This window comes from Providencia sp. PROV_01, from assembly GCF_053098325.1.
In genome coordinates, this window is the sequence record NZ_JBRFKD010000002.1 from 51,250 (window position 1) to 63,877 (window position 12,628).

A 12,628-nucleotide genomic window follows, 5' to 3' on the forward strand; every position below is an offset into this window, starting at 1 on the left:
GCGCCTTTTTATATTTCTAAGATAAACTATTTTTGATAAATGATTTCGACACCTTCGTCGTCATCTTCATCCCAATCGTCATCCCAGTCATCATCAAAATCTTCAGTACCAGAAAGTTGTTCCTTATGATAATCATCCCACATGAATTCAACTTTTTCAGGTTGCTGTGCATCTTCAGTTGTTGCCATATCACGTGGTTGAGTATTCATAAATTCCATGATATCCCAACAAAGTGCTTTCACACCTTCGTGGTTAACCGCTGAAATCATGTAGAATTTATCTTCCCAGCCCATCGCTTTAGCAATTTCTGCCGCACGCTGTGCTGATTCCTCTTCACCTAAGATATCAATTTTATTGAAGACTAACCAACGTGGTTTTGCTGCCAGTTTTTCACTGTATTTTTCTAACTCACTGATGATGATCTTCGCATTTTCGACAGGATCAGACTCATCAATAGGGCAAATGTCAATCAAGTGAAGTAAGACACGACAGCGCTCTAAGTGTTTCAGGAATTGGATCCCAAGGCCTGCACCTTCTGCTGCGCCTTCGATCAATCCTGGAATATCGGCAACCACAAAGCTTTGCTCGTTATCCATACGCACGACACCCAAGCTTGGGACTAAAGTGGTAAATGGATAATCAGCGACTTTTGGTTTTGCTGCTGATACAGAACGGATAAATGTTGATTTACCTGCATTTGGCATACCAAGCATGCCCACATCTGCTAACAGCATCAATTCTAACAGTATTTCGCGGGTTTCACCTTTAGTCCCCATAGTACGTTGACGTGGAGCGCGATTTACTGAAGATTTAAAACGGGTATTCCCAAGCCCATGGAAACCGCCTTTAGCGACCATATGACGTTGATCATGACGTGTCATATCACAAAGTACTTCGTTGGTCCCTAAATCGCGTACACGCGTTCCTACAGGTACTTTTACAGTGATGTCTTGACCACGTTTACCTGTACATTCACGGCTTTGGCCATTTTGGCCACGTTCTGCACGAAATGATTTTTCAAAACGATAGTCGATTAGCGTGTTGAGGTTTTCGTCTGCTTGTAAGTAAACGTCCCCACCATCGCCACCGTCACCACCGTCCGGTCCCCCTTTAGGGATGTATTTTTCACGGCGGAAGCTGACACAACCATTGCCACCATCTCCTGCCACGACCAATATTTTGGCTTCATCTACAAATTTCATAATTCTTTCTCCGCTTCTGAGCCGCATAACGCTGGATGGCTGTTCTACTCAGAGATGGTGTATCTTTAATACGTGTGTAGTTCATTAAAGATCAAATATCTGAATATAAAAAGCCCCGCAAAAGGTTTTTGCAGGGCTTTAATTCTGAATTAAAGGTCAGAAAACTTATTCAGCTTCGATGCTGATAAATTTACGATTGTTTGGACCTTTAACTTCAAATTTAACTTTACCGTCCGCTAATGCGAACAGAGTGTGGTCACGGCCACAACCTACGTTGTTACCTGCGTGGAACTTAGTACCACGTTGACGAACGATGATGCTACCTGCTAATACAGCTTCACCACCAAAACGTTTAACACCTAAACGTTTTGCTTCTGAGTCACGACCGTTACGAGTCGAACCACCAGCCTTTTTGTGTGCCATTAATCTGCTCTCCTAAATCTTAAGCGATGACAGTGATCTTAACATCAGTGAACCACTGACGATGACCCTGTTGTTTACGGCTATGTTTACGACGACGGAACTTGACGATTTTAACTTTTTCGCCACGACCGTGTGCAACCACTTCCGCTTTCACTTTAACGCCTTCAACGACAGGAGCGCCGATTTGGATCTCATCGCCATTAGCAACCATCAGAACTTGATCAAATTCAACAGTTTCACCTGTTGCGATGTCCAGCTTTTCTAGGCGGACAGTTTGACCTTCGCTAACTCGGTGTTGTTTACCACCACTTTGGAAAACCGCGTACATATTAACTCCGCTTTCCGCGTACCCGCTAAATATTTCAATTCCAGAGTACGCTATAAAATATTCACAATAGGGCGCGAATTCTACGCAAAAAAGCAGCAGAACACAAGCCAATAATGCGGTTAGATGACAAAAAATACGACTTTTTTCTCAATAACCGTTTTTGAGCATTGATTTCGTCCCTATTCACTCAATTGTTACTTATTTAAACATTTTTTGCATCACACCTGATAATCTTATAATTAATAATGTTATGCTAGAAAGATAACTGTTCTATCGGTCTCCCATTTTTTTATTTCGGGAATGAACCAAAAACTAATAATATGAATAAATTACGATGAATTTAGAATCTATTATTGAACTGACAACTGAGGATATGTCAGCGGTAAACGAAGCCATCCTCAGTCAATTGAATTCAGATGTTACACTAATTAACCAGCTTGGTTATTACATAGTCAGTGGTGGCGGTAAAAGGATCCGGCCAATGATCGCAATACTTGCAGGTCGATCCTTAGGCTATTCGGGTCATAAACATACCCAAGTTGCTGCATTGATCGAGTTCATTCATACAGCAACATTGCTGCATGATGACGTCGTTGATGAATCTGATATGCGTCGTGGAAAGCAAACTGCAAATGCTGTTTTTGGTAATGCCGCGAGTGTCTTAGTAGGTGATTTTATTTACACTCGATCATTCCAGATGATGACGGATCTTGATTCAATGCGAGTGCTAAAACTAATGTCTGAAGCGACGAATGTGATCGCTGAAGGCGAAGTTTTACAGTTGATGAACTGCAACGATCCTAACATTACTGAAGAAAACTACATGCAAGTGATCTACAGTAAAACCGCACGTCTGTTTGAAGCAGCGGCTCATGCATCTGCGATTTTAGCCAATGCAACACCCGTGCAAGAAAAAGCACTGCAAGATTATGGTCGTTATATTGGTACCGCTTTCCAGTTAATTGATGATCTCCTCGATTATGATGCAGACAACGCTCAACTGGGGAAAAACACGGGTGATGACTTAGATGAAGGTAAGCCTACACTTCCCCTACTTCACGCGATGCAAAATGGTAACGAAGAAGAATCAGCATTGATCCGCCAAGCCATTGAACAAGGTAATGGACGCCATCTGTTAGATACTGTTCTCGCAACCATGAAACGCTGTGGTTCTCTTGAATATACTTATGAAAGAGCCCAAGAAGAAGCACAAAAAGCGATTGATGCCTTACATGTCATTGAAGATTCAATTTATAAAGATGCATTGATCGGCTTAGCTTATATCGCAATCCAACGCCATTCTTAGTCACTAAAAAAAGATAAAGCGGGTCAAGAAAAGGGGAAACGCTATTTTTCCCCTTTGTCTTCTTCATCAATTTGAGCAAGCAGTGATGACAGACCATAACGCAGGATGTATTTCACTATTTTATTGCGCTCAGGCTCAGTCAGTTGGTAATACGCTTCCGACCAGATTTGCAATGCATCGGTTCTTTGGCTTTGATAAGTTACCGAAGGCTCATGCAGGCTAAGCTGCCCTTGGATTTCCCCCGGTAAGCTTTCAAAGTAATACTCAACAGCCTTACCCTGTACCCCTCTTTTACGGCGGTTTTTCCAGCCTTCTCGTCTTGCCATTAGGTTAATTCCCTGGGGTGATGTAGGGAGCCCTTCTAACCCTGCTAATTCTTTGGCAGTGAACCACAATTTTTTCATTTTCACTTCACGCTTATATTATGAAACCCGCTGTTGCAGCTTTGCTAAAATGTCATCAGTTAAAAAAATTTTTAAATTCAATATAATATTATTTTTATATATTAATTATTTACACCTTAAGTAATTGTAAATTATTTATTATTAATTAAATTAATTAGCGCTAATGCCCCTTCACGCATAATAAATGTCAGGATAATGTCTCTCTCCTCATTGGAAAGCTGGTTATAAGCTTCCTGCCAAATAAAGGCATTATCATTTCTTTTTACTTGATAAGGTGGTGAAGTTTCGTTAGCAAACTGACCTTCAAAAATATCAATAGGTAAAGAACTAATATGGTATTCCAATGCTTTGCCTTGAATACCCCGCCTTTTGCGGTTTAACCAGTTTTCACGCCTTGCCATTGCATTAATACCTTGAGTTGTCATGGGAAGCCCTTGTAACCCAACCAACTCTTTTGCCGTTAGCCATTCCTTGTACATGCTGACCCTCCTAGTCATGATGACAATTTAATTTTCAGTTGTTGAAAACTATCTATATTTTCTCAAAACCTTATTGACTCATTCGTTTTATTTATACCTATAAATAATAATATACAAATTATATTTGTTATTAGCATTCTAATTTCTTTTAATAACAGATAATTAAATAATTTACTTGCTAATAATTTAACTAATTTTATTAACTAATCTAGATATATTACTCGTACAAGTAAAAAGTAGCATTAAATACGCTATTCTTGTCCCTAACTAGAAAGAGTTAGTTTTAACATCAAAGTTTTATCCTAATTCACAGTTATTCATTCTGACTTTCTATTTAATTTCATAAAAACCACGATAGTTTCATAAAATGAATTTTTAAGAAAAAATCAGAAATTATTTTGGGAAATTTCTGTTATTTTATTTCCAATAACTAAACGGATGTACTGAATGTATCATAATTTTCGGTTACTCGTACCACTAACTCTACATGATTCTAAGTGAAAAAAGGACTAAAAAATGATTTTACGGAAGTCGGACTGGCACCCTGCAGACATCATTGCAGCTTTACGTAAACGTGGAACTACACTTGCCGCAATTTCACGCGAGGCAGGGTTAAGCTCTTCAACGTTAGCAAATGCACTATCACGTCCTTGGCCTAAAGGGGAATGGATCATTGCAAATTTCTTAGCGATCCACCCTGCTGAAATTTGGCCAAGTCGTTATTACGATCCAATTACAGGGGATTTATTAGAAAGAAAAGTCAGAGTAAAAACACCAGTGGAAGATTAAAAACTGAATGAAATAAATTATAATGCCGTGAATAATAAATTAATTTATTCACGGCGTTATCTTTTGATGGCAAATCAATAAAAACAGCTTTGTTTACTTCATTCGCGCGAAACCATCAGCAAGGTCTTGTTTTAAATCATCTAAATTTTCTAAGCCAATCTGCAAGCGCAATGTCGGCCCTCCAGGATTCCAATTAGTCACAGTTCGATATTCAGCACAGTTAAATGGAATAATTAAGCTTTCAAATCCCCCCCATGAATACCCCATACCAAAAATTGATAAACCATCCAGCATTCTTGCAATATCTGTTTGGGTATATTTAGGATCAAGTACAATGGAAAATAGCCCCGATGAACCTGTGAAATCCCGCTTCCAAATTTCATGGCCTGGGCAATCCGCAAATGCAGGGTGCAAAATACGAATCACTTCGGTGCGTTCTTGCAGCCAATGTGCAATATTTAAAGCTCTTTCTTGGGCTTCTTTTAAACGAATAGGTAAGGTTCGCAAACCACGTAACGCAAGAAAACAGTCCTCTGCTCCCGGCAGCATGGCCATGTAATCATAAGTTTCACGTAATTTCGGCCACCACGCTTGGTTTGCTGAGACAACTCCCATTAGCAAATCAGAATGGCCACCTAAATATTTAGTACCCGCCTCCAGCGAGATATCACAACCCAGTTCATGAGCTTTAAAAAATAGAGGTGTCGCCCATGTATTATCAATAATCGTCGCAATATTATGGCGTTTTGCAACCTCAACAATTGCAGGAACATCCTGAATTTCGAAACTTTGAGAACCCGGGGATTCTAAAAAAATTGTGCTGGTATTTGGCGTTACTAGTTTTTCAATATCAGCACCAATCATCGGATCATAATAGGTCGTGATGATCCCCATTTTATCCAACAAACCATGGCAAAATTTACGTGTTGGCCGATAAACACTATCAGGCATTAATAAATGGTCACCTGTTTTCAAGGTTGTCAGCAATGCCAATACAATCGCGCCTAAACCAGATGGTGAAAGCACCGTACCTTCAGCTCCAGCAAGAGCAGACCAAGCTTGCTCCAATTGCTTAATTGTTGGCGTGCCCGCTGTGCCATAATTAAATTCCGCCCTATCATTAATTAAAGCATCAACCGTTGGAAATACGACCGTTGAGCCACGATAAATGGGGGCATTTACAAACCCAGCTTGCTTAGCGGGGTCTCTCCCTAACTGGGTAACTTGTGTATCAACATGAAATTCAGATACCGCTTTTTTCTTCATGAGATCCTCTCAACAACATTATTATTTATTCGAAAAATTTAAAGAATGGAGATAGGCATAACAACACACCAAAGAAAATGATGAACCACACTGTTGGGCCTTTAAATTTGTGTAATGCAGGGACTTTGTAAACCAGATAGCAAGGAATTAAACAAGAAACGATACCAAATAATGGGCCACCAAGTTGCATAAAAAATAGAATTGAGAACCGTGTTGAAACCCAAAACCACAGTGCAATGATAACGCCTAAGCATACCCCATAATGTAGCACTGTTTGGTTGATACGTTCTTCAGGAATAAATCGACTCAGTAAATTGACTACGATGCCTTTTATCGCTTCTTGGAAGCCTAAATAAATGCCTAAGAATGCCGTCAAGATAGCAAAAATATTGAGTAATGCGGTCATTACTTTTACAACGGCACCGGGTATCACTTGCGCAGCAATCGCTAATGCTGAAATATTTTGTTCAAAAGCCGATACCGCTTGCTCATGGCTAATTGAAAAAGTAAAAGAAAAAGCAAAAAACAAGACTGCAACAGCGAGAATAATATATGCAACACGGTTAGCGCGTATTGCACGGTATGTCGCAATGCGTTTATCACTTTCTATTTTACGATACGCAATATTCATAGGACTCAATATTTGCACAAATAATATAGAAAATAGGGTAAATGGGAGTGTTAAAAAAACATCCCGCATAAATGGGAGAAAATCAGGAAAAGCCGTGATATTCGCAAAATTCCAATATGGCACCATCACTATACCAAGCAGTACGATAATGCCAAATTTTACAATAACCATTGGACCAGAGACTTTAAACAGTAACCGCTCCCCTTGTGCAGCAATGGCGACTAATACCGAAATAATAATCAGCCCATACCAAACAGAATCAGATAATAGCCCTTCCGTTAATCCAAACGTTTTAATGTAAGAAGCGCTATCGAAGGTGACCGCCAGCGAGTAAGAAAACATCCCGTGCAATAACATCAAGAAATAGGCAATTCCTAATGCTATCCCCCAGTTTTTCCCCAAATATTGTGTAATAACACTCGCGTAATCATTACATTCTTCAGATTCTGATAATGTTCTTAGATATAAATTTTGTAGCCAATAAATTGCTGGATAAGAAAGCATTGTCGCTGCAATAAAGACCCAAATACCTTTGATACCAATTTGCACAGGCATAAAAACAATTCCTGAACCAATTGCCATGCCAATGCACAAAATAACCCAACCAACATCATATTTTGTAAAGGGGATCTTTTTCGTATTAATCGGATTATCTGCACTTGCCTGAATACTATTAGACATAGTCTATTCCTCAACGTTATAGATTTAATTATTAAAAAAGTTAGGAACAACATTATTGTGTAGGAACTAGGTTTCTTTTTAAAACTGGTGTGGCATGAGTAAACTGCGATAAATTCACAATTATAGTATGCTGGAATAAACGGGTTTAATAGGGCATGACAATGCTAATAAATAAAAACACTTTTGCGTTTAAAGCAAAAATTGACAGCTACGCGATTTTTCGGCATTTAGAGTTATTCATTAAAATCGTCGAGTGCAATAGCTTCAGCCTTGCCGCCAAGAAGCTGAATGTAACACCATCGTCAGTTAGTCGAGGTCTTCAACAACTCGAAGATCAGTTGGGGGTTGTACTCCTAAAGCGCACAACGCGAAATTTTATTTTAACGGATGCAGGGCGCTATTTATTGCAACGATCGCAAAACTTATTGGCCGATCTCGATGACTCATTGGTCAATACCGCCAGCTTCTATCAACATGCTCAAGGGCAATTAAAAATTACCTGTTCTATTGCATTTGGAGTCTGTCATTTAATGCAAATATACAGTGAATACCGAGAAACCAATCCGAAAGTGAGTTTGTCTGTTGACCTTAATGATGAGCTCATTAATTTAAATGAAGTCGATTTTGATATTGCGTTACGAATTACCAGCCATCCCCCCGAAAACTTTGCGTTACGAAAAATTTGTAATATTAATTGGGTATACTGTGGGAGCCGTACTTATTTCGAACGATATGGTATTCCTCAATCTCCTGCCGATATTGCATCACACAATTGTTTAATTAACCCAAATATTCCTGACACTTGGCGCATGACAGATAAAGACGGTAGCGTATATCCTCTAGAAATTAATAATATGATTGAGGTAAATAGTAGCTTAGGGTTATTAGAGGCGGCTCGCTGCCATCAAGGTATCGTTTGTTTACCAACTTATATGCTAGGCAATTATATTGAAAATGGGGAATTGCTCCCTGTTTTATTGGATTATGACCCTAAATCCACTCCATTTGCCCTATATGCCTTATACCACCCAGCCCACACTCACTCACCTAAAATCAGGACATTTATTGATTTTTTAGTAGAGAAAATACCATCAGATCCGCATTGGGACCATTGGATGCGGCAGCATGCTTCATGATGACTTACCAATAAAAAAGGTTGAGTTCAAAACGAAACTCAACCTTTTACTATTAGGAAAAATTAATTGGCATTAGCCATTAATGAATTTTTCACCTAATTCGATATCTGCTTTTAATACATCTAGCATATCTTTCAGTGCTTTTTCTTCAAATGCACTTAATTTACCGATTGGTAAATGCTTTTCGATACCGTTTTTGCCTAAAACAACAGGTTGTGCGAAGAAGCGAGCATGTTCACCATCACCTTCGGTGTAAACACATTCAACCACATTGCTTTCGCCTTGGAGACCACGAATTAAAGATAAACCTAAACGTGCAGCTGCTTGGCCCATAGATAAAGTTGCAGACCCGCCACCCGCTTTCGCTTCAACGACTTCTGTACCTGCATTTTGAATACGTTTAGTTAACGCAGCAACTTCCTCGTCAGTGAAGCTAACACCTTCAATTTGAGATAACAGAGGCAGAATGGTCACACCAGAGTGGCCGCCGATCACAGGCACTTCAAGATCATTAACATTTTTGCCTTTTAATTCAGCAACAAACGTATTAGAACGAATGATATCTAATGTCGTCACACCGAATAAACGGTTTTTATCATAGACGCCTGCTTTTTTCAGGACTTCTGCAGCGATAGCAACGGTGGTATTCACTGGGTTAGTGATAATACCAATCAATGCTTTAGGGCAAGTTTCAGCAATTTGTTGGATCAGGTTACGGACAATACCCGCATTGATGTTAAATAAGTCAGAACGGTCCATACCTGGTTTACGAGCAACACCCGCAGAAATAAGGACAATGTCAGCACCTTTCAATGCAGGTTTTGCATCTTCGCCAGCAAAACCTGTCACTTTAACATCAGTAGGGATATGGCTTAAGTCAGCAGCAACACCTGGAGTGACTGGTGCGATGTCGTAGAGGGAGAGTTCTGAACCTGCTGGGAGCTGGTTTTTGAGAAGAAGGGCGAGAGCCTGACCGATACCACCTGCTGCACCTAGGACTGCAACTTTCATTCTGAAACTCCTTAATTTGTACTTTAAAAAGATATCACTTTATTTGTTATACACTTAACACATTACGTATAAAAAACAATTTGTTAACAGATAGAGAGAGAGTTTAACGCAAGAGAACTTGTTTAATAATTGCCAGTATTCTAAACAAATTCCTTATCTGTTAATGAGATAACGGGCACTTTTTTAACAAATAGTTTTTCTAGCTATTGCATTTCGCACAATAAGTTGTTTTTAGTGTATATTATTCAATCAAAAACATTTTTATTAACAATAAATTTACAACGAATATCTGAAAAATTCATTGCTCTATCATGCTAATTTTTCATTTCCATAATTTACGATAAATAAATACTTCTGACTATCAACTCAAAACACGCTTACCTAACTTCAAGTGATTACTGGTTATAAAATCATCATAACGCAATTTTGTTGCATAAAAATGCACTTTTACGGATAATACAACTTAGTTCAATGCAAAAGAATGGGTTAATTATGCGCACTCCGTCTAAACAAGAAGACTTGGTTAAGGCTTTTAAAGCCCTACTTAAAGAAGAAAAATTTAGCTCGCAAGCTGAGATCGTCACGGCTTTGCAAGAAGAAGGCTTCGAAAATATTAACCAATCAAAAATTTCCAGGATGCTAACTAAATTTGGTGCTGTTCGCACCCGTAATGCAAAAATGGAAATGGTATATTGCCTACCTACAGAGCCCGGTGTTCCTACCGCCACCAGCCCACTCAAAAATTTGGTTTTGGATATAGACTATAACCCTTCTGTTGTCGTGATCAGAACGAGCCCAGGGGCTGCACAGCTTATTGCACGCTTGTTAGATTCATTAGGTAAAGCGGAAGGAATTTTAGGTAGTATTGCTGGTGATGATACTATCTTCTCAACGCCAGCAAACAATTTTACCACAAAAGAGCTATATGAAGCGATTTTAGCGTTGTTTGAACAAGAGCTCTAATCCATACTAATTTAAGCATCAAAAGAGGGAAATTGAATTTCCCTCTTTTTGTTTTTATCTATTTCTATTCGATTTTGGGACATCATTTTGCTATTTGATATTTTTCGTAACTTCATACACTACGGCTTTCATTTTCTGATGCCAATTGCCTTTGGTTACCTGTTTTGGCGAAAAAATTGGAAACTAGCCGCCCTGATTATGATTGCCACAATGGCTATCGACTTAGATCATCTGCTGGCTGATCCGATTTTCGACCCAGAGCGCTGTGGCATCGGATTCCACCCGCTTCATTCTTTTTGGGCTGCTGTTATCTATGTGGTGTTATTATTCATGCCATCATGGAAACTTAAAGCCATTGCCGTTGGTTGTTTATTCCACCTTTTTACTGACTCACTAGATTGTTATATGGGAAGCTTAAAAAAAGAAATGAATAGCCCAATAACATTAAGTCTCGTCATAGAACAGCGCCCATTAGGTATGCCAAACATAAAAAAACCCAGCAATCATAAGAATCACTGGGGTTATCAAATAGCTAGCTAATAGAATTAATCATCTTGCTCTGTTTCTGATTTGGCTTTCAAACCTGCGAGTAATTTGCCATGAATACCGCTGAAGCCACCGTTGCTCATCACCAAAATATGATCGCCCGGCTGTGCGGTTTCAATAATCATATTGGTGAATGCCTCAATATCTGCACTCCAACGCGCGGGTTGAACACATTTTTCAGCGATGTCTGTGACCATCCAAGGGATATTGGCAGGTTGGAACAGAAATACTTCATCTGCACGGCCTAGCGCAGGCGCAATATCATTTTTATTGATACCCATTTTCATCGTATTCGAGCGAGGTTCGAGCACCGCAAGAATACGTGAAGTTCCGCCAACTTTGCTGCGAAGTGCTTCTAACGTCGCTAAAATAGCAGTTGGGTGATGTGCAAAATCATCGTAAACACTGACACCATTTTCAACACCACGTAGCTCAAGGCGACGGCGTGCATTGATAAAACGATTCAAAGCGAGGCAAGCTTCTTTTACTGGAACGCCCACATGGTGAGCCGCTGCAATCGCCATCAGTGCATTTTGGATATTGTGATTACCCACTTGTGACCAAGTGACTTCTCCAACTTTTTCTTGTTGGTAGTACACAGCAAAGTGGCTGCCATCGTGGCTGAGCTTCTCAGCTTGCCATCCGCCATGCTCTCCACCCACCAGCTCTTGTTCACTCCAGCAGCCCATTCCAATCACTTGTTTTAAATGATTGTCGTTGTCAGGTGTGAAAATTTTGCCGCTGGCTGGCACAATACGTACAAGATGATGGAACTGTTTTTGAATCGCTTCGAGGTTTTCAAAGATATCCGCATGGTCGAATTCAAGGTTGTTCAATACCAAGGTTTTCGGGCTGTAATGCACAAATTTAGAACGTTTATCAAAGAATGCACAGTCATACTCATCCGCTTCGATAACAAAAAACGGGCTTTCACCTATCTTAGCGGAGACATCAAAATTCCCTGGAACACCGCCAATTAGAAAACCAGGCTTGTAACCACAGTCTTCTAAAATCCATGCAAGCATTCCCGCGGTGGTTGTTTTACCATGAGTTCCCGCCACAGCCAGTACCCAACGTTCAGGTAAGACATGGTCATGAAGCCACTGTGGGCCAGATGTATACGGCAAACCTCTTTCTAACACGGCTTCGACACAAGGGTTACCACGCGTCATTGCATTACCAATCACTACCATATCCGGTATTGGGTCAAGCTGAGCCGGATCATACCCTTGAATGAGTTCAATTCCTTGATTTTCAAGTAATGTGCTCATCGGTGGATATACATTGGCATCCGAACCCGTCACTTTATGTCCTAAAGAACGAGCCAATATTGCTAAGCTTCCCATAAAGGTACCGCATATACCTAAAATATGTATGTGCATTCTTTTTCATCCAATTAGCATGAGGTTGGTCACTATTCTACCCATCAAAAACAGGTTTATAAATGCATTAACCTATTAATC

14 protein-coding genes are annotated in these 12,628 nt (G+C 39.7%); 5 read left to right on the plus strand and 9 right to left on the minus strand.

Annotated elements, in window-relative coordinates; translation table 11 throughout:
• Positions 1 to 26 precede the first annotated feature (26 nt).
• The 3 genes from cgtA to rplU all read right to left on the minus strand — a co-directional run bounded on the left by cgtA (position 27) and on the right by rplU (position 1,953).
• Positions 27 to 1,202: an Obg family GTPase CgtA gene (cgtA, locus tag ACU696_RS00880; RefSeq protein ID WP_004907460.1), complete on the minus strand. Its 1,176-nt coding sequence runs from the start codon at positions 1,200 to 1,202 to the stop codon at positions 27 to 29.
• Between the two features lie 165 nt (positions 1,203 to 1,367).
• Positions 1,368 to 1,625, minus strand: coding sequence for a 50S ribosomal protein L27 (gene rpmA, locus ACU696_RS00885; RefSeq protein ID WP_004905922.1), 258 nt, complete (start codon positions 1,623 to 1,625; stop codon positions 1,368 to 1,370).
• 19 nt (positions 1,626 to 1,644) lie between these two features.
• On the minus strand, positions 1,645 to 1,953 hold the full coding sequence (rplU, locus tag ACU696_RS00890; RefSeq protein WP_004905925.1) for a 50S ribosomal protein L21: 309 nt from the start codon (positions 1,951 to 1,953) through the stop codon (positions 1,645 to 1,647).
• A 334-nt stretch (positions 1,954 to 2,287) separates the two neighbouring features.
• On the opposite strand from rplU, the gene ispB reads away from it, so the two are divergent.
• Complete coding sequence (gene ispB, locus ACU696_RS00895) at positions 2,288 to 3,259, plus strand: octaprenyl diphosphate synthase (RefSeq protein WP_004907459.1); 972 nt, start codon at positions 2,288 to 2,290, stop codon at positions 3,257 to 3,259.
• A 41-nt stretch (positions 3,260 to 3,300) separates the two neighbouring features.
• On the opposite strand, the gene ACU696_RS00900 is transcribed toward ispB, so the two are convergent.
• Positions 3,301 to 3,663, minus strand: a complete 363-nt coding sequence (locus ACU696_RS00900; RefSeq protein ID WP_004907457.1) for a DNA-binding protein — start codon at positions 3,661 to 3,663, stop codon at positions 3,301 to 3,303.
• Between the two features lie 131 nt (positions 3,664 to 3,794).
• The gene (locus ACU696_RS00905) at positions 3,795 to 4,142 is read right to left on the minus strand and encodes a DNA-binding protein (RefSeq protein ID WP_109912123.1); all 348 of its coding nucleotides are present in this window, start codon (positions 4,140 to 4,142) and stop codon (positions 3,795 to 3,797) included.
• A gap of 516 nt (positions 4,143 to 4,658) precedes the next feature.
• Here ACU696_RS00905 and ACU696_RS00910 point away from each other — a divergent pair.
• A complete protein-coding gene (locus ACU696_RS00910; RefSeq protein WP_004907453.1) occupies positions 4,659 to 4,931 on the plus strand; it encodes a helix-turn-helix domain-containing protein in 273 nt (90 codons plus the stop codon).
• Between the two features lie 93 nt (positions 4,932 to 5,024).
• Here the strand turns inward: ACU696_RS00910 and metC are convergent, their stop codons facing one another.
• Both metC and ACU696_RS00920 read right to left on the minus strand, forming a co-directional pair.
• Positions 5,025 to 6,197, minus strand: a complete 1,173-nt coding sequence (gene metC, locus ACU696_RS00915) for a cystathionine beta-lyase (RefSeq protein ID WP_110731587.1) — start codon at positions 6,195 to 6,197, stop codon at positions 5,025 to 5,027.
• Positions 6,198 to 6,222: 25 nt separating this feature from the next.
• Positions 6,223 to 7,410 (minus strand): amino acid permease, encoded by a 1,188-nt coding sequence (locus ACU696_RS00920; RefSeq protein WP_227024203.1) that lies wholly within the window; start codon positions 7,408 to 7,410, stop codon positions 6,223 to 6,225.
• A gap of 260 nt (positions 7,411 to 7,670) precedes the next feature.
• On the opposite strand from ACU696_RS00920, the gene ACU696_RS00925 reads away from it, so the two are divergent.
• On the plus strand, positions 7,671 to 8,645 hold the full coding sequence (locus ACU696_RS00925; protein WP_447343019.1) for a LysR family transcriptional regulator: 975 nt from the start codon (positions 7,671 to 7,673) through the stop codon (positions 8,643 to 8,645).
• 72 nt (positions 8,646 to 8,717) lie between these two features.
• Here ACU696_RS00925 and mdh read toward each other — a convergent pair whose 3' ends face one another.
• A complete protein-coding gene (gene mdh, locus ACU696_RS00930; protein ID WP_004905937.1) occupies positions 8,718 to 9,656 on the minus strand; it encodes a malate dehydrogenase in 939 nt (312 codons plus the stop codon).
• A 492-nt stretch (positions 9,657 to 10,148) separates the two neighbouring features.
• Between mdh and argR the strand changes: the two genes are divergently transcribed.
• Both argR and ACU696_RS00940 read left to right on the plus strand, forming a co-directional pair.
• On the plus strand, positions 10,149 to 10,619 hold the full coding sequence (gene argR, locus ACU696_RS00935) for a transcriptional regulator ArgR (RefSeq protein ID WP_004907450.1): 471 nt from the start codon (positions 10,149 to 10,151) through the stop codon (positions 10,617 to 10,619).
• Positions 10,620 to 10,706: 87 nt separating this feature from the next.
• On the plus strand, positions 10,707 to 11,159 hold the full coding sequence (locus ACU696_RS00940; protein ID WP_004907447.1) for a DUF6122 family protein: 453 nt from the start codon (positions 10,707 to 10,709) through the stop codon (positions 11,157 to 11,159).
• A 5-nt stretch (positions 11,160 to 11,164) separates the two neighbouring features.
• On the opposite strand, the gene mpl is transcribed toward ACU696_RS00940, so the two are convergent.
• On the minus strand, positions 11,165 to 12,547 hold the full coding sequence (mpl, locus tag ACU696_RS00945; protein WP_109912127.1) for a UDP-N-acetylmuramate:L-alanyl-gamma-D-glutamyl-meso-diaminopimelate ligase: 1,383 nt from the start codon (positions 12,545 to 12,547) through the stop codon (positions 11,165 to 11,167).
• Positions 12,548 to 12,628 lie beyond the last annotated feature (81 nt).